This is a genomic window from Pseudomonas sp. ASL8 (genome assembly GCF_056680355.1).
The window spans coordinates 4,878,611-4,895,488 of the sequence record NZ_CM155278.1; the positions used below are offsets into that span (position 1 = coordinate 4,878,611).

At 58.5% G+C, this 16,878-nt stretch carries 14 protein-coding genes and 1 tRNA gene; 4 read left to right on the top strand and 11 right to left on the bottom strand.

Translation table 11 applies throughout. The features are described from left to right. Positions 1-32: 32 nt before the first annotated feature. The 9 genes from AC1MEA_RS22495 to AC1MEA_RS22535 form a co-directional block, all read right to left on the bottom strand. Positions 33-1,403: an FAD-dependent oxidoreductase gene (locus AC1MEA_RS22495; protein ID WP_480417465.1), complete on the bottom strand. Its 1,371-nt coding sequence runs from the start codon at positions 1,401-1,403 to the stop codon at positions 33-35. Beyond that, positions 1,400-2,239, bottom strand: coding sequence for an aspartate/glutamate racemase family protein (locus tag AC1MEA_RS22500; protein ID WP_480417466.1), 840 nt, complete (start codon positions 2,237-2,239; stop codon positions 1,400-1,402). The genes AC1MEA_RS22495 and AC1MEA_RS22500 overlap by 4 nt, the downstream gene beginning before the upstream one ends. A 20-nt stretch (positions 2,240-2,259) precedes the next feature. Further along, positions 2,260-3,744 carry an FAD-dependent tricarballylate dehydrogenase TcuA gene (gene tcuA, locus AC1MEA_RS22505; RefSeq protein ID WP_480417467.1) on the bottom strand — a complete coding sequence of 495 codons (1,485 nt, stop codon included), beginning with the start codon at positions 3,742-3,744 and terminating at the stop codon, positions 2,260-2,262. 512 nt (positions 3,745-4,256) lie between these two features. Then, the gene (locus AC1MEA_RS22510) at positions 4,257-5,195 is read right to left on the bottom strand and encodes an electron transfer flavoprotein subunit alpha/FixB family protein (protein WP_480417468.1); all 939 of its coding nucleotides are present in this window, start codon (positions 5,193-5,195) and stop codon (positions 4,257-4,259) included. A gap of 15 nt (positions 5,196-5,210) precedes the next feature. Further along, positions 5,211-5,960, bottom strand: coding sequence for an electron transfer flavoprotein subunit beta/FixA family protein (locus AC1MEA_RS22515; protein WP_480417469.1), 750 nt, complete (start codon positions 5,958-5,960; stop codon positions 5,211-5,213). A gap of 61 nt (positions 5,961-6,021) precedes the next feature. Continuing rightward, positions 6,022-7,260 (bottom strand): CaiB/BaiF CoA transferase family protein, encoded by a 1,239-nt coding sequence (locus AC1MEA_RS22520; RefSeq protein WP_480417470.1) that lies wholly within the window; start codon positions 7,258-7,260, stop codon positions 6,022-6,024. A 25-nt stretch (positions 7,261-7,285) separates the two neighbouring features. Further along, the gene (locus AC1MEA_RS22525; RefSeq protein WP_480417471.1) at positions 7,286-8,488 is read right to left on the bottom strand and encodes a 3-oxoadipyl-CoA thiolase; all 1,203 of its coding nucleotides are present in this window, start codon (positions 8,486-8,488) and stop codon (positions 7,286-7,288) included. 23 nt (positions 8,489-8,511) lie between these two features. Next, on the bottom strand, positions 8,512-10,041 hold the full coding sequence (locus AC1MEA_RS22530; RefSeq protein WP_480417472.1) for a 3-hydroxyacyl-CoA dehydrogenase: 1,530 nt from the start codon (positions 10,039-10,041) through the stop codon (positions 8,512-8,514). A gap of 3 nt (positions 10,042-10,044) precedes the next feature. Further along, complete coding sequence (locus AC1MEA_RS22535) at positions 10,045-10,830, bottom strand: enoyl-CoA hydratase (RefSeq protein WP_057006094.1); 786 nt, start codon at positions 10,828-10,830, stop codon at positions 10,045-10,047. 237 nt (positions 10,831-11,067) lie between these two features. Between AC1MEA_RS22535 and AC1MEA_RS22540 the strand changes: the two genes are divergently transcribed. The 4 genes from AC1MEA_RS22540 to AC1MEA_RS22555 all read left to right on the top strand — a co-directional run bounded on the left by AC1MEA_RS22540 (position 11,068) and on the right by AC1MEA_RS22555 (position 15,807). Continuing rightward, complete coding sequence (locus AC1MEA_RS22540; protein ID WP_480417473.1) at positions 11,068-11,934, top strand: IclR family transcriptional regulator; 867 nt, start codon at positions 11,068-11,070, stop codon at positions 11,932-11,934. 59 nt (positions 11,935-11,993) lie between these two features. After that, positions 11,994-13,148: an acyl-CoA dehydrogenase family protein gene (locus AC1MEA_RS22545; protein ID WP_480417474.1), complete on the top strand. Its 1,155-nt coding sequence runs from the start codon at positions 11,994-11,996 to the stop codon at positions 13,146-13,148. A gap of 63 nt (positions 13,149-13,211) precedes the next feature. Then, positions 13,212-14,486, top strand: a complete 1,275-nt coding sequence (locus tag AC1MEA_RS22550) for an MFS transporter (RefSeq protein ID WP_480417475.1) — start codon at positions 13,212-13,214, stop codon at positions 14,484-14,486. A gap of 550 nt (positions 14,487-15,036) precedes the next feature. Further along, complete coding sequence (locus AC1MEA_RS22555; RefSeq protein WP_480417476.1) at positions 15,037-15,807, top strand: nuclease-related domain-containing protein; 771 nt, start codon at positions 15,037-15,039, stop codon at positions 15,805-15,807. A gap of 344 nt (positions 15,808-16,151) precedes the next feature. On the opposite strand, the gene AC1MEA_RS22560 is transcribed toward AC1MEA_RS22555, so the two are convergent. Next, positions 16,152-16,227: transfer RNA gene (locus AC1MEA_RS22560), tRNA-Gly, on the bottom strand. A 63-nt stretch (positions 16,228-16,290) separates the two neighbouring features. Then, entirely contained in the window at positions 16,291-16,851 is a 561-nt protein-coding gene (gene pgsA / locus AC1MEA_RS22565; protein WP_219060123.1) for a CDP-diacylglycerol--glycerol-3-phosphate 3-phosphatidyltransferase, read from the bottom strand. Positions 16,852-16,878 lie beyond the last annotated feature (27 nt).

The window sequence follows — 16,878 nt, forward strand, 5'->3', positions numbered from 1 at the left end:
TCCTTCGCTTGCGGCACTGATCCAGTCAGCCGTTACAGGGTCTGTGCGGTAGCCGCGGCAATGCGGCCGAAGATAGCCGCCTTGCCGAGCGCCGAACCGGTCATATAGGCAGCGCCATGCAAGCCACCGACCACCTCTCCGGCGGCCAACAAACCCTCAATCGGGTCGCCGAATACGTCGTGAACGCGCATCTGCGCGTCAATGCACAAACCACAATAAGTCCCGAAAACCGCAGCCGTAGAGGGGTAGGCATAGAACGGCGCGCGTTCAATCGGACGAAGTTGTCCGTGTTGATGCACCAGATGGCGGCGACCGAAGTCGGGAGATCGCCCCTCATTGACCGCCTGGTTATAGGCGGCCACCTCGGCCAGAAGTACCTGCTCGGGAACCTCAATCAGTTGCGCGAGTTTTTCTAGAGTGTCGGCCTCAACGAATAGCCCCTCCTCCAGGCGTCGCTCGAAATCCAGAATACGCACACGGTTGTCACCGCTCAGCATGATGTCGCGGTCCAGAATCTGATAAGCGACACCATAGGATTGCTGCATGCAGGCATCCCCCAAGAGCTTGTAGGACAGCGACTCATCGACAAAGCGTCGGCCCTCCTGATTCACTGCAATGGCACCCTTATAGACGGCCAGGCAGGCATGGTGATTGGTCTCATCCACCGGGTGTTTGCCAAATGTCCCCTTGATATAGGCGGTGTCGCGCACATCCGCACCCAGCGCCCAGGCCATGCGCAAACCGTCACCCTCATTGCCAGCACCGCCAATGAACACTGCGCCGTCATAGTGTGGGACGAAACGATGGACCAGCTCACGGTCATGAACGAAGCCTCCCGAAGCCAGCAGTACCGCTTTGCGGGCGAACAGTTCGACGGTTTCCCCTGCCTGCTCAGCAAGCACCCCCCCTACACGCCCACCTTCTTCGCGCAGCAAACGGCGAGCACGGGTCTGCTTGAGCACCTGGACCCGACCGCTGTGGCTAGCAGCCTGTTCGAGCTGGCGAATCATGTCCGCCGGATCGACGCTGTGGACCCGCGGCACCGACTGCCCGGAAGCCGCCTCGATGACCGGTGCAAATACCACGCCGTTTGCACACAGCCATTCATAGGTGGCCAACTGATTGTCGGCATAGACCTTCACCAACGCCTCGTCGCACTCCCCCTTACCCACTTCGAGCAGGTCGCTAAAGAGCAACTGCGCAGAGTCATCGATACCGTTCTCGCGCTGTAGATCGGTGCCCGCGAACGCCAGGCAACCACCGCTCATTGCCGAAGATCCGCCCGTCTCAGCGGTTTTTTCCAAAAGGATGACCTGTAAACCCGCCTCGGCGGCGGTCAATGCTGCGGCGAAACCGGCGAGACCGCCGCCGATCACCAGCAAATCGCATTCACGCGTATTCATGCCGTCACCTCGTTGGCTGGATGCTGTTGCAGGAAGCGTTCTCCCAGGCCATAGAAAGCGAAGACTTCCTTGACCCTTGCGCGCTCGGGTCGCGCAGAGAAATAACCACGGTTGCACGGCCGGACCCCGCTGGCGCGACGGAGGTCAACCATGGCCTCAGCCTGTTTGATCCAGGCGCCGAGAGAGTCGAGCACGGGAACGCCGTCGATCTCACTGATGCCCTGACTGGCGAGCAACACGTTCAATGGCGCCTCACCCGGGATAATCACTTCGGCACCCTCAGCGATCAGTTGCCGGGCAGCCAGACGGAAGCGCTCAATCAACTCACGCGGATCACTGAAGGCGGCCAGGACATCGGCAAAGCGAAAACCGACATGTCGCACACTCGCCAGGCGCTCGCTCAGACCATGCCGCGCTGCGTTTTCCGTTACCAACTCAGCCAGTTCGTCGATGAACACCAGCACTCCGAACTTTCGCCCGAGCATGCAAGCAGTGAGCATGGCCGACTCGCCATAACCAACCACGGGGATGTCCAGCAGGCTGCGGATATCGCGCAATGCCGGTTCCGGCAGGGTACTGATGGCATAGGCGTCGAAGCCCTGATCTTCAGCATTCAACCCCGCCGCCATGAACTGCAAACCGTGCAAGTATTGCAGGGCGCTGTGCTTGATATCGTCGCCCGGGTAGTTGCTGCGGTAGGTTCCAGGCTGCATGCCGTGCAGATGGATTTCGGTATCGGGCCGCGCGACGTTGCGAAAGTGTGCGCGCAAGGCCTGGTCATAAGCACCCAGATCGCTGAGCACGGTGAAGCTTTGATGCCAGATGCGAATAGTCATGTTCTTTCCTCAATGACACGTCAGTTGTATTGGCCTGGGCTGGATTGATGGGTTGCCGCCGCTTTACCGGCGATACGGCCCAGAACCGAGCCCGAGGTCAGCCCGGCACCGCCGGCGTACTTCACGTAATAGAGATTGCCGACCAGCTCACCAGCTGCGTAGAGGCCCGTGATGGATTGCCCCTGCTCATCGAGCACCTGGGCGTCGCTGTTCACCTTGAGGCCGCCGAAGGTAAAGGTGATGCCGCAGGTCACCGCATAGGCAACGAATGGCGGTCGCTCCAATGGGTTGGCCCAGTTAGATTTGGGAACCGCAAGGCCCACGGTCGAACGCCCATCACGCACGGCCGGATTGAACGGCACCTCACGGCGCACCGCTGCGTTGTAGTCGTTCAGCGTATCGAGCAGAGCGGTGGCATTGACGCCCTCAAGCTTCGCCACCAATTCTTGCAGGGTGTCGGCCTGGATACGGGTGGCATGGCGGACACGGTATTCGTCCGGCAGCAGGTGTTCACTGTGCTGATCGAACAACTGCCAGGCCACGCCGCCCGGTTGCTGAAGCACCTTGGCGCCCATGCCCGAGTAGGTGTAGTTGCGAAAATCAAGGCCCTCATCAACGAAGCGTTTGCCATCGGCGTTGACCACGACCCCCAGATGAAAGTAATTTTTCTGCTGATTGAGCAGATTCAGATCGCCCAGCTCGGGTGCATTGACGTCGTAAAACACCGCATGACAGCCCGACCAATTACCGTGTGCCTGAGCGCCGACCTCCAGCGCCATGCGAATGCCGTCGCCGGTGTTGTAGCGCGAGCCGCGCACCTTGGCCAAATCCCAACCGGGCCCCAGGTATTTGGCGCGCCATTGCAGGTTGGCGTGAAAACCGCCGGTGGCCAGGATCAACGCGTCCGCACTAAAGAGCTGTCCGTTGGCGCATTCGATCTGCCAACGGCCTTGTGAATCACGGGACAAGTGGCGGGCCCGGCTGTCGTAGAAAAACTCGATGCCGTTGCGCTCGGCACGACGCATCAGCGACTCAACCAACCCTTGGCCGCCGCCGGAGACCTCAACGGTGAGCCCACCCCAAAACGTGTATCGACCGTCGATTTTAAACGCCTGACGGCCATAGATCGGCATGAAGCGCACGCCCTGGCGGGTCATCCAGCACAACGTATCAAGGCTCTCGGTGACGACAGTGTCGAGCACCTCCGGGTCGGCCCGGTATTGGCTTTGAGCCGCCAGCTCGTCATAGAACGCTTCTTGGGTATAGCTGCCGAAATCGCTGCTCTCGATTTCGCTGTCGAGCAAGTCCGGCATCAACAGGCGCAAATCATCGACACCACGGTACGCCACGCGAAATGCGCCGCCGGTGTAGGCCGAGTTGCCGCCACGTTGCTCCAGCGGTGCACGTTCCAGCAGGGCCACCCGAGCACCTTGCTCGCGGGCCGACAGTGCAGCGCATAACCCGGCATTCCCGCTGCCGAGCACAATCACATCGTAATGATTCATGTCTCCGATCTCACACAACTGCACCACGCTCGGGTCGGTGGCGCTGCAAGAGGGATTATCTACAGAGGGATTGCGGGGTTGTAGGCAGGACGTTCGAAGGGGCTTTTCAGTAAAGCTGCAAGGTGCATCCGCAGCAATGCATAGCTGTTGCTCATGAACTCATGTCGCATCCCCCTATGGAGTCTTGGGGAACGCAGTCAGGGCGATCCTGAACTCGTTCGGTTTTTTCAGGTGCTCAGAAGCGCCCGCAATGCCCTGCCACAGGAGAAACTGATCGGCCTGGAGATCGAGAGTGACATGAGGAAGGAGTGTTGAAGGATGGGCGTTAGCCTGCGCTCCAGGATTGCCTCTCCCGCGGATTGCCCTGGCCGTACATGCCCTTGGCTGCAGTAAGGTAAATCGGGCTGAAAAGCCCGATTCTTTGGTGTTTGAGGCCATTTTTCGCTGATAAAGGCAGAAACGGCTGTCATTTCGACGGGTGGCGCGTTCACTGCAAGTTGATCGGAGTTTCCTTAGAGACTTCCGAGCGCTTGCTGTAGCTGCGGCACGATTTCAAACAGATCACCCACCAGGCCGTAATCAGCCACCTGGAAGATCGGCGCTTCTTCGTCCTTGTTGATCGCAACGATCACTTTGGAGTCTTTCATACCGGCCAGATGCTGGATCGCGCCGGAAATACCGACCGCAATGTACAGCTGTGGCGCAACGATTTTGCCGGTCTGACCGACCTGCATGTCGTTCGGTACGAAACCTGCGTCGACTGCGGCGCGCGAAGCACCCACAGCAGCGCCCAGCTTGTCGGCCAAGGCGTACAGGTGCTTGAAGTTCTCGCCGTTCTGCATGCCACGACCGCCGGAAACGACGATTTTGGCAGCGGTCAGTTCTGGACGATCGGACTTGGCCAGTTCTTCGCTAACGAAGGTGGACTTGCCCGCATCGTGAGCAGCCGAAACTGCTTCAACTGCAGCGGAACCGCCTTCAGCAGCAACCGGATCAAAACCCGTAGCACGCACGGTGATCACTTTGACAGCAGCCGAAGACTGCACTGTCGCAATGGCGTTACCGGCATAGATCGGACGCTTGAAGGTGTCAGCGCTTTCAACGGCGATGATCTCGGAGATCTGGTCAACGTCCAGCTGCGCGGCGACGCGTGGCAGGATGTTTTTACCGTTGGACGTAGCAGCCGCCAGGATGTGGCTGTAAGCCTTGCCCAGTTCGGCAACCAGCGGCGCAACGTTTTCCGGCAACTGATGGGCATAGGCCGCATTATCAGCAACCAGCACCTTCGAAACACCGGCGATTTTCGCGGCAGCTTCAGCGATGGCGCCAACGTTGGCACCGGCCACCAGTACGTGAATATCACCACCAATTTTTACAGCGGCAGCTACGGTGTTCAGGGTTGCCGGGGCAACGACACCATTTTCATGTTCAGCAATAACCAAGATAGTCATTTAAGGCTCCTTAACTCAAAGCACCTTCGCTTCGTTTTTCAGTTTCTCGACCAGTTCAGCCACCGACTTGACCTTGATGCCTGCGCTGCGGGTAGCCGGCGCTTCAACTTTCAGGGTTTTGGTCGTGGAGGCGGTAGAAACGCCCAAAGCGTCCGGAGTCAGCACTTCAAGAGGCTTCTTCTTAGCTTTCATGATGTTTGGCAAGGAGGCGTAGCGTGGCTCGTTCAGACGCAGGTCTGTGGTCACGATCGCTGGCAGGCTCAGGGACACAGTCTGCAGGCCGGCGTCGACTTCACGCGTGACGCTGACTTTGTCGCCAGACACTTCGACTTTAGAGGCGAAGGTGCCCTGGGCGTAGCCGCTCAGCGCAGCCAGCATCTGGCCAGTCTGGTTGTTGTCGCTGTCGATGGCCTGTTTACCCAGGATCACCAACTGCGGTTGTTCTTTGTCGACCACAGCCTTGAGCAGCTTGGCCACCGCCAGGGAATTCAGCTCGTCGGCACACTCAACGAGGATGGCGCGATCAGCACCCAGAGCCAAGGCGGTACGCAGTTGCTCCTGAGCGGTAGCCGGACCAATGGAAACGACGACGATCTCGGTCGCAACGCCTTTTTCTTTCAGGCGGACGGCTTCTTCCACAGCGATTTCGCAGAAGGGGTTCATCGACATTTTGACGTTAGCGAGATCGACGCCGGAGTTGTCCGCTTTGACGCGAACCTTGACGTTGTAGTCGACCACTCGTTTGACAGCGACGAGGACTTTCATGGCAGGCTCCATTTAGAAGAATTGCCCCGACAACACCTGATCGTGCTCGGGGTGCTTATGTTCAGCGGTCGCCAAGCTGCTCGATCACACCTTGAGCCTTCAATTCGGCCAGGCGTACATCACCGAGACCCAATTGGCGCTTGAGAACTTCGTCCGTGTGCTCACCCAGCATCGGCGCGGGACGCAGGTATTCCACCGGCGTGCCCGACAACTTAATAGGGCTGCCAACCGTGACAAAGTCCGGATTCAGTGGGTGAGGAATGTTTACCAGCATGTCGCGTGCTTTCACCTGAGGCTCGTCAAGTGCCTGGGCGATGCTGTTTATCGCACCGACTGGCACGCCCTGCGGGTGAATTCGTTGCACCCACTCATCAGCACAATCGCCGAGGAAATGTTGCGACAGAATCCTGATGATCTCCTCGCGATTGGTCACCCGGTCAGCGTTGCGGGCAAAACGCGGGTCTCGGGGCAACTCAGAGAGACCGATGGCGTCGCACAAGGAGATGAACTGGCTGTCATTTCCGCAGGCAATGATGAAATCACGATCACTGGCACGGAACACCTGATAAGGAACGATGTTGGCGTGAGCATTGCCATAGCGCCCCGGCGGCTTCCCTGAGGCCAGGTAGTTCTGGCTTTGGTTGCACAGGGTGGCGACCTGCACATCAAGCAGAGCCATGTCGACGTGCTGACCCAAGCCGGTTTTTTCGCGACTGAGCAATGCAGCCTGAATGGCGACGGTGGAGTAAAGCCCTGTCATCAGGTCGGAGAATGCCACTCCAACTTTCTGCGGACCGCCCCCCGGTAGATCATCACGTTCGCCAGTGATGCTCATCAGCCCGCCGATACCCTGGATGATGAAGTCGTAGCCTGGCTCAGCAGCGCGCGGGCCGGTCTGGCCGAAGCCGGTTACGGAGCAGTAGACCAGACGCGGGTTGATTTTGGATAAGCTTGAATAGTCCAGCCCGTATTTGGCCAATGAGCCAGCCTTGTAATTTTCGATCAGTACGTCACAGTTGGCGGCCAAAGCACGCACCATTTCCTGACCTTCGGGCGTGGCCAGGTTGAGTGCTACCGACAGCTTGCCACGGTTGGTGGACTGGTAATAAGAGGCTTCCTGCGTGGGCTCTTCGTTCTCATCACTCATCCACGGCGGACCCCAGCCACGGGTATCATCGCCCACACCAGGCCGTTCGATCTTGATCACTTCGGCCCCTAGGTCAGCCAACGTCTGGCCACACCAGGGACCGGCCAGCACACGGCTCAGATCGAGCACGCGGTATCCAGTCAAAGCACCCATTTCATTTCACCTTTGTTTGCCGCGCTCATACGCGCTCGATAACCATCGCCAGCCCTTGGCCAACACCGATGCACAGACTGACCACAGCGTAGCGCTTGCCGCTCACTTGCAACGCGCGGGCGGTACTGAGTGCCAGCCTCGCGCCAGACGCGCCCAATGGATGGCCGACCGCAATAGCGCCGCCATTAGGGTTCACGCGAGGATCGTCGAAAGCAAGGCCAAGCCCCTTGAGGCAGCCCAGTACTTGGCAAGCGAAAGCTTCGTTGATCTCGACAATGTCCATATCCGCCAGACTCAGCCCGGCGCGGTCCAAAGCCTTGTGGATCGCCTCGACCGGGCCGACGCCCATGATGCGAGGCTCAACGCCCACAGCGGCGGCAGATAGAATGCGGACCATTGGCACCAGACCATGGCGTTCCCCGGCAGCCCTGGAGCCAATCAGCAGCGCAGCGGCCCCGTCGTTGAGGCCCGATGCGTTGCCAGCAGTGACCACGCCGCCCTCGGACAGGGGTTTGAGCCGCGCCAAGGCCGCCAGATCAGATTGCGGGCGGGGGTGTTCGTCCTGCTCTACGACAGTGGGCGGTGTCTTGCGACCGGTGGGTACGCTCACCGCAAGCAATTCGTCCGCGAAGAAACCGGACAATCGCGCGGCTTCGTATCGGGCTTGGGACCCTGCGGCAAAAAGGTCCGCTTGAGCGCGGTCGATGCCATAATCGCGGGCCACGTTGTCACCGGTCTGCGGCATGCTGTCATTGCCAAACTCGGTGACGATTTTCGGATTGGGGAAGCGTGCGCCGATAGTGCTGTCAAATACCGTCAACTCGCGGCTGTAGGCTGTTTCCGCCTTGGCCATGACAAATGGCGCGCGGGACATGCTTTCCACGCCGCCAGCGATGAACAGATCACCTTCCCCGCAGGTGACCGCACGTGCCGCGTCGATCACTGCCGCCAGGCCACTGGCGCAAAGGCGATTGACCGTCTGCCCCGGTACCGTCACCGGCAGTCCGGCAAGCAGCGCAGCATGGCGAGCGATGTTACGGCTGTCCTCCCCCGCCTGGTTGGTGTTGCCAAGAATCACGTCCTCGATGGCATCACCGGGAATGGCATGACGGGCGAGCAGTTCGCGGATAACGTGAGCAGCGAGATCGTCCGGACGTACCGGTGCAAGTGCCCCACCGTGGCGGCCGAAGGGGGTGCGCAGCCCTGCGAAGATATAGGCGTCGAGCATGGAAAATTCCTGAATGTCAGAGGTCAGTTGAGCGTCGGTTCAATATGGCGCAGCGATAGGCCCAGGGCCGCTCGGCGACGCAGCCAGGGGCCCGGGCGATAACGTGGATCCCCTGTCAGATCGGTCATACGTTCGAGAATGGTCAGCAAGCGTTTTGCTCCGAGACTATCGCCCCAGGCCAGCGGACCCTGCGGATAACCCAGGCCACGGCGGACGCCCTCATCCAGGTCGTCGACACTGGCGATGCGTTGTTGGACGATGTCGCCAGCCAGGTTGACGATCATTGCCAGCACGCGTTGGGCGACGAAACCAACGCTGTCATTGATCACGCTGACGCCGACGCCATCGCGGGCCAGCAAAGCATGAGCAGCATCGCGCATATCGACTCGCGTGGCCGGTGTCGGCATCAGCGTGCGGTAGCGACGAGGGTCGAGCAGCGGGTCGATACACACGGTGCGTGCCGGATCGGTGGCGAACAGGCCAGCGGCAGCGGTGGCATCCAGGCCGTAGGGCGCGAGCAGACAAAGCGCCTCACTGCTCGGTGTGACACCCTGCTCGACCTGCGCGCCCAACGCTTCCAGCAGCGCATTCAAGGTGGCACGATCCTCCTCGTTCTCGGTACCGAGCCATACCGGTGGCATAGCCTCGACAACCGGCACTCGCTGCGCCGACGGCGGATCGATCATTTGCCCGTTGGTGTACCGGTAGAACCCGCGTCCCACTTTGCGGCCGACATACCCGGCGTCTAGCATCTGCCGAGTCAGCGCCGACGGGCGATAACGCGGCTCCTGGTAAAACTGGTTATAGATCGACTCGATCACCGGGTGAGAAACGTCCAGAGCCGTAAGGTCGAATAGCTCCAGTGGCCCCATGCGAAAACCCAAGCCCTCGCGCAGGATGCGGTCGATTTCCGCAGGCTCGGCAATGCCTTCCTTGAGCATTTGCAGGGCTTCGGTGCTATAGGCGCGACCCGCGTGGTTGATGATGAAACCGGGCGTATCCTTGGCCCGAATACCGCGGTGGCCCATGCGCGCCGCCAACGCCTGCAGGCAGTCACCGACCAGCGGATCGCTGGCTAAGCCGTCGATCACCTCCACCACTTTCATCAGCGGTACCGGGTTGAAGAAGTGAAATCCTGCAACACGTTCGGGGTGCCGACATCTGCGCGCGATACGGGTAACGGACAACGACGAGGTATTGGTTGCCAGAATGCAATCGTCGGCGACCACCGCCTCCAACTCGGCTAGCAATGCCTGCTTGGCATCGAGACGCTCGATGATTGCTTCAACCACCAGGTCAACGTTCTTCAACTCCGCCAGAGTCGTTGCCACCTCAAGATGCTCAAGCGTACGTTGCGCGTCGCCACTGGCGATCTTGCCCTTGCTTACCAGCGTGTTCAGCGTCTGCTTCAAGTTATCCAGGGCTGCCTGGGCCGCGCCTTCGCGATTGTCGAACAGCATTACCCGGATACCCGCCTGGGCGGCAATCTGGGCAATGCCGGTGCCCATCACGCCAGCACCTACGATGGCCATATGGCTAATTACGCGTGTCATGGTTCATTCCCCTGCAAAGCTGGCTTTACGCTTTTCCAGAAAGGCGCGAGCGCCCTCTTTCTGGTCTTTCGAGTCGAATAGCAACTGGAACGCCTTGCGCTCCAGGACCAGTGCGCTGTCCAGCGGCAGGTCGGCGCCGGCCAGCATGACCTCCTTGATCTGCGCCACTGCCAGTGGTGGCAAGGCGGCTATTTCAGCCGCCAGCTCAAGTGCGCGCGGTAGCGTGTGCTCGTCGCTCACCACCTCGCTGACCATCCCCATGGCGAGTGCTTGTTGCGCCGGGACCAAACAGCCAGTCAACGCGATGCGCATCGCCTGGAACTTACCGACCGCGCGGATGAGGCGCTGAGTCCCACCGGCTCCGGGCATCAGGCCCAACTTGACCTCCGGTTGACCGAAGCGCGCCGACTCCCCTGCAACGATGATGTCGCAATGCATCGCCAGCTCACACCCGCCACCCAGGGCAAAGCCATTCACCGCTGCGATCACCGGTTTCGGACAACGACCGATGGCCTCCCACAGGTATTCGGTATGTCGACGGTACATCTCGATGGGACTGGCGTCGGCGAACTCGCGGATGTCGGCACCCGCTACGAAGCACTGCTCGCCGCCGGTCAGGACGATAGCGCGCACCCGAGCATCGTCGGCAAGTGCACGAAAGTGCTCGGCCAATTGCTCGCGGACCGCGCTATTGAGTGCGTTCTTCGCATCGGGACGCGAGATCCGCACAACTGCGACAGCATCATCGCGGATTTCCAGAGTCACGACTGACGCGTGCTGGGAGCTCATACTTTCCCCTCAATTTGCGTTTCGCTGTGCGAAACTAAATACCGAAATAGTGAATTATCATAGATACGGTCTCAAAGCTCTGTAAACAAACAATCTATAAATTTAATTAAAACCTTATATATCAAATATTTAAGTAATTTTTAAATGTGGTTTTGATTTTATTGAAATAACGAATATAATTTCGCTAGACGAAACTGTATTTTATTTTCTTGCATTTCTCAGAATCGAGGCCCTAACATGCGACGCAACAAGACCGACCCTTCCGCAGCGGACAAGATGAGTGGAGCAGATGAGATTGGCTTGCTGAGAATGGGCATGCTCGATCCAGCAAGCGGGATGAGCGAAGAAGAAAGCAGTGGCCAGTTCGTGACAGCACTGGCTCGTGGACTTGAGCTGATGAGGTGTTTCACACCGCGCGAGAACGTACTCGGCAATCAGGACCTGGCCAGAATGACCGGGCTGCCCAAGCCGACCGTGACGCGCCTGACCAATACGCTGATGCGTCTTGGATGCCTCAAGCGCGAAGTGCACTCGGGCAAATACCAACTGGATGTCGGTGTACTCGGGTTCGGCTACGCAATGCTATCGAACCTTTCAATTCGTACGGTGGCCCATCCATTGATGGAGGAATTGGCAACCCACGCTCAGGCCGCCGTCGCCATGGCCGCCCGCGATCGTCTTCAAATGGTCTACCTGGATGTGGTTCAGGGTCAGGGCAACATGACCATGCGGCGACAAACAGGCAGCTACTTGCCGCTGGCACAGAGTTCGGTGGGCCGAGCCTGCCTGGCAGCAATGCCGGAAACAGAACGGGAGTTTCTGCTCGACCACATTCGCCAGCGCGAAACGGAGCAATGGCCAGCTATCCGCAAGGGGCTGGACCGCGCATTCAGGGATTTTGCCGATTACGGGTTCTGCCTGTCGATCGGTGAGTGGCACCGCGACGTCAACTCCGTTGCAGTGCCGTTGCTGCACCCGCAGTACGGGTTGCTGACCTTCAACTGTGGTGGACCTAGCTTCCAGCTGCCGCGCGAAAAGCTTGAAGACGATATCGGACCTCGTCTGATCAATATGGTTAACAACATTGGCGCCGCTGCTCGCTGAAACAACGGAGTGACGGCGCCCTACTAAACCGGCTCGCTTGCGAGCCTCAAGGAGCGCACATGATCCGTGACACAGAAACCCTACAGATCCTGCTGGATTCCCTTCGCCAGTTCGTCAACGAAGCGCTAATCCCACGGGAGAACGAGGTTGCCGAGACCGACAACATCCCGGACGACATCGTTGTCCAGTTGCAAGAAATGGGGCTGTTCGGGCTGACTATCCCGGAAGAATTCGGCGGCATGGGTGTGACCATGGAAGAAGAGGTAAATATCGCCTTCGAACTGGGGCGCACCTCTCCAGCCTTTCGTTCCTACATTGGCACCAATAACGGTATCGGCTCCATCGGCATTCTGCTCGACGGCAGCCAAGAGCAGAAACTCAAGTACCTGCCAGGCCTGGCCTCGGGCGAGCTACTCAGCGCCTTCTGCCTGACCGAGCCGGACTCGGGTTCCGATGCCGCCTCGCTGAAAACCAGTGCCGTGCGCGATGGCGATCACTACATCATCAACGGCACCAAGCGCTTCATCACCAACGCCCCCCACGCCGATATTTTCACCGTAATGGCGCGCACCAACCCGGACATCAAGGGTTCCGGCGGCATCAGTGCATTCATCGTAGAGCGCGACACGGCCGGTATCTCCCTGGGTAAACGCGATCACAAGATGGGACAAAAAGGCGCTCACACCAGTGACGTCATCTTCGAAAATGTCCGCGTTCCAGCCAGCCAGTTGATCGGTGGTGTTGAAGGCGTGGGTTTCAAAACCGCCATGAAAGTACTGGATAAAGGTCGCCTGCATATTGCCGCCCTGAGCGTCGGCGCAGCCGAGCGCATGCTGGCGGACTCGCTGCAATACGCAATTGAGCGCAAGCAATTCGGCAAGCCGATCGCCGAGTTCCAACTGATCCAGGCGATGCTCGCCGACAGTAAGGCGGAAATCTACGCAGCACGCTGCATGGTCCTGGATGCGGCACAAAAACGTGACCTGGGCCTGAACATTGGTACCGAAGCCTCCTGCTCGAAGATGTTCGCCACTGAGATGTGCGGCCGGGTCGCCGACCGCTGCGTGCAGATCCATGGTGGCGCTGGCTATGTCAGCGAATACGCCATCGAACGCTTCTATCGGGACGTTCGCCTGTTCCGCATTTATGAAGGCACCACCCAGATCCAGCAGTTGGTGATCGCCCGAAACATGATCCGCGACGCTCAAAGCTGAGGCCTCAGGCCTTCAAACTCTGGTTCAAGCCCCCTGTTCCCATAAATATAATAAGGTGACGTGATGGACGCTGCTGCTCAGGTCAGTGCAAATACACTGGCCAAAACCAACACCTGGGTGTTGGTATTTGTTTTCTGCTTTCTTGGACTGTTAATCGACGGCGCCGATCTGATGCTGCTTTCCTACAGCCTCAGCAGCCTGAAGGCTGAATTTGGGTTGAGCAACGTCGAAGCCGGCAGCCTGGGTAGTTTCACCCTGGCCGGCATGGCCATTGGTGGCATTTACGGTGGCTGGGCTTGCGATCGTTTCGGCCGGGTAAAAACCGTGGTCTGGAGCATCGTACTTTTTTCCGCCGGCACGGCTGTGCTAGGCCTGACGCATAACTATTGGCAGTTCGCGATCACCCGATTGGTGGCATCGCTGGGGATTGGCGCACTGTACGTGGCTTGTAACACGCTGATGGCCGAATACGTACCCACTCGCTACCGCACAACGGTACTGGGCACCCTGCAAGCGGGCTGGTCAGTGGGCTATATCGTCGCGACGCTGCTGGCCGGCTGGATCTTGCCTAGCCATGGCTGGCGCTGGCTTTTCTACATTGCCATTATCCCGGTGATCCTGGCCGTGGTGATGCAACGTTTCGTGCCGGAGCCGCAAGCCTGGATCAACGCTCAGGCCGAGCGCGCCAAGAAAAAAATCAAGGGCATCCAAAAGCCATCCTCCGAAAAGCGCGAGAGCATGTACAAGCTGATCTTCGGTGATCCGCAGGCTCGCCGGATGTTTATCTCCTGGGCCCTGACTGCCGGCTTTCTGCAGTTCGGCTACTACGGCGTGAACAACTGGATGCCGACGTATCTGGAAAGCGAACTGGGCATGAACCTCAAATCCATGACCGGCTACATGGTCGGCACCTACACCGCCATGATCCTCGGCAAGATTCTCGCCGGCCTGGCGGCTGACCGTATCGGTCGTCGTACCGTGTTCGCCTTTGGTGCCCTGGGAACTGCGGTATTCCTACCGGTCATCGTCCTGTTTCAAAGCCCGGAAAACATCCTGTGGATGTTGGTGGTGTTCGGCTTTTTGTACGGCATTCCTTACGGTGTGAACGCCACCTACATGACTGAAAGCTTCGAGGCCAAATTCCGCGGATCCGCCGTAGGCGGCGCCTACAACATCGGGCGCCTGGGCGCAGCGATTGCTCCGGCAGCTATCGGCTTCCTCGCCTCTCATGGCTCGATAGGCGTGGGGTTTCTAGTCATGGGCGCGGCCTACTTCATCTGTGGTGTGATTCCGGCACTGTTTATCAAGGACAAACAGTTCGACCCACAGAAGCAATAGAACCAGCAAAGCAACGATGCTGCAGTCGTCTGTCGGTACCCACCCTTATCCGACAGACCTCTGCCGTTGGTCAAATTGGCAGCAACGCGACGAACACAGATTGGGTTTTTAGGGCACCACGCGACCCTTATTCGGTAAACAGCGTGGTAATCACTCTTGGTCGATGGCTGCGTAAATATCCTGCATGCCAACCGGACCGCTCGTCCGTGTATTGATAACGTCTCAATCGTGGCCTCACCCAAGCCGAGCTTGCGGGCAACAAGTCGCTATTTGCCGCCCGCCAGGGCCTTCTGGAGTTCGCCCAAAACGGCGACATCGAACAACCCAAGGAGCGCATCCACAGGTGGCTGTAAGCCGTGGAACGGGTGCTAACTCTTCACCGAGAGCACTGCGAGCAAGCCCCGCGCGTTGTCCAGGCGATTCGCAGCAGCGCAGCACCCTACCTGTAAACGTTCGAGTAATCGTGCTGGTGGTTGTTAACCCATCGATGAACCGAATAGGTTCATAATTCGGCTCATCTGTTCAGTACCGAATAAAAGGAAACAGAGAAATGGACTTCACCCCCATCATCGCGCAGGTCTGGGGCACGCTGGGCTGGTTTATCCCGCTGATGCTGCTGATCGGCCTTCTCAAGTCGCCTTGGGCCAAGGGCCACACCGGCGAACTCCTAGTGCGCTTGTTTGCTCATTGGCAGCTGGATAAGCAAGCCTACCGCCGACTGCACAACGTCACCCTGAGCACACCTGACGGCACCACGCAGATCGACCACGTATTCCTCTCGCCTTATGGCGTCTTCGTGCTGGAAACGAAGAACATGAACGGCTGGATATTCGGCAGCGAAAAGCAGCCACAGTGGACGCAGAAGCTCTATAAATGCACGTTCAAGTTCCAGAACCCGCTGCGCCAAAACTACAAGCACCTCAAGGCACTGGAGGCCACCCTTGGCGTAAACCCGGAGCACCTGCACTCGGTTATTACCTTCATCGGCGGCAGTACCTTCAAAACCGAGGTGCCGGACAACGTCACCCAGGGCATCGGTTTTATCCGCTACATCAAGTCATTCCAGCAGCCGGTATTCAGCGAGGCTGAAGTCGATGCCCTCATGCGCGCCCTGCAAACCGGCCGCAGAGCCCCGACGCTCGCAACCCACCGCGAGCACGTGCAAAACCTCAAACGCCGTAGCGACCCAACAGCCGAACGACAATGCCCGAAATGTGGCAGCGCACTGGTTATTCGCATCCGTAAAACGGGTGCCAATGCCGGCCAACAATTCTGGGGCTGCTCAACCTTCCCCAAATGCAAAACCACGCAGAGCCTTTAACACACGCCAACGCCATCAACCCTGCGCCTGGAGCAAGGATGGTTTCGAAAAATGAGGCCAGGAAAGTTATCCGCATGCGGCCGAACACTGAGCACTTTGCCTATAGCGATGGCCGCCTCTGTCGCTACAACTGCGCTGGCGGGTTCTGTAGTCTCGGCCAGCCAACAGCGGAACTCGACCAACCGATTGAACACCACTTCGACGTTATACCCGCTGTTTACGGTGCGTCTCTGAATACTGGCGAGCACTGGACTGAAGTGTTTTTCGGCACAACGAAAAAAGCGACCCTAAGGTCGCTTTTTTTTACAACTCATGAACTTCAATGAAGCTCATGAGCCAAATTTTGGAGCGGGAAACGAGACTCGAACTCGCGACCCCGACCTTGGCAAGGTCGTGCTCTACCAACTGAGCTATTCCCGCATCTTGGTGAAGGCCGCTATTCTATAGATTCAAATTGATACGTCAACCCTTTGATTCAAAAACTTATTTTTTTTCCGCTGAGGTTTTGAGGTGCGGCCAGGCTGCACGCAAATATTGCAACATCGACCATAAAGTCAGCCCGGCAGCAATCAGCAGCAGCGTGTAGCCGACTACCACCCAAAAGGTGAAGGCAGGCGGGTTAGCCAGCAAAATCACCAGTGCAAGCATCTGCGCGGCAGTCTTCCATTTACCCAGATTGGAAACGGCGACGTGTGCCCGAGCACCTATCTCGGCCATCCACTCACGCAATGCGGAAATCACGATCTCGCGGCCGATGATGACCGCCGCTGGCAGTGTCAGCCATAGATTGGCGTGTTCCTGAACCAGCAACACCAGCGCCACGGCCACCATCAGCTTGTCGGCCACAGGGTCGAGAAAGGCACCAAAGGGCGTGCTTTGTTCAAGGCGACGCGCCAGATAGCCATCGAGCCAATCCGTAGCCGCAGCGATCGCGAAGACCGTACTGGCTGCCATGTAGCTCCATGAATAAGGCAGGTAAAACAGCAGAATGAAGATCGGAATCAGCAGGACACGTAATACGGTGATCAGATTAGGGATATTCATCGGCACAACTGGCTACGAGGTGAGCGA

Excerpts from the sequence above, each read along its gene's own strand:
- pgsA (WP_219060123.1), bottom strand. The coding sequence starts at position 16,851 with ATGAATATCCCTAATCTGATCACCGTATTACGTGTCCTGCTGATTCCG.
- AC1MEA_RS22520 (WP_480417470.1), bottom strand. The coding sequence starts at position 7,260 with ATGGGTGCTTTGACTGGATACCGCGTGCTCGATCTGAGCCGTGTGCTG.
- AC1MEA_RS22515 (WP_480417469.1), bottom strand. The coding sequence starts at position 5,960 with ATGAAAGTCCTCGTCGCTGTCAAACGAGTGGTCGACTACAACGTCAAG.
- tcuA (WP_480417467.1), bottom strand. The coding sequence starts at position 3,744 with ATGAATCATTACGATGTGATTGTGCTCGGCAGCGGGAATGCCGGGTTA.
- AC1MEA_RS22500 (WP_480417466.1), bottom strand. The coding sequence starts at position 2,239 with ATGACTATTCGCATCTGGCATCAAAGCTTCACCGTGCTCAGCGATCTG.
- AC1MEA_RS22530 (WP_480417472.1), bottom strand. The coding sequence starts at position 10,041 with ATGACACGCGTAATTAGCCATATGGCCATCGTAGGTGCTGGCGTGATG.
- AC1MEA_RS22540 (WP_480417473.1), top strand. The coding sequence starts at position 11,068 with ATGCGACGCAACAAGACCGACCCTTCCGCAGCGGACAAGATGAGTGGA.
- AC1MEA_RS22550 (WP_480417475.1), top strand. The coding sequence starts at position 13,212 with ATGGACGCTGCTGCTCAGGTCAGTGCAAATACACTGGCCAAAACCAAC.
- AC1MEA_RS22525 (WP_480417471.1), bottom strand. The coding sequence starts at position 8,488 with ATGCTCGACGCCTATATCTTCGCAGGGCTGCGCACCCCCTTCGGCCGC.
- AC1MEA_RS22495 (WP_480417465.1), bottom strand. The coding sequence starts at position 1,403 with ATGAATACGCGTGAATGCGATTTGCTGGTGATCGGCGGCGGTCTCGCC.
- AC1MEA_RS22545 (WP_480417474.1), top strand. The coding sequence starts at position 11,994 with ATGATCCGTGACACAGAAACCCTACAGATCCTGCTGGATTCCCTTCGC.
- AC1MEA_RS22555 (WP_480417476.1), top strand. The coding sequence starts at position 15,037 with ATGGACTTCACCCCCATCATCGCGCAGGTCTGGGGCACGCTGGGCTGG.
- AC1MEA_RS22535 (WP_057006094.1), bottom strand. The coding sequence starts at position 10,830 with ATGAGCTCCCAGCACGCGTCAGTCGTGACTCTGGAAATCCGCGATGAT.
- AC1MEA_RS22510 (WP_480417468.1), bottom strand. The coding sequence starts at position 5,195 with ATGACTATCTTGGTTATTGCTGAACATGAAAATGGTGTCGTTGCCCCG.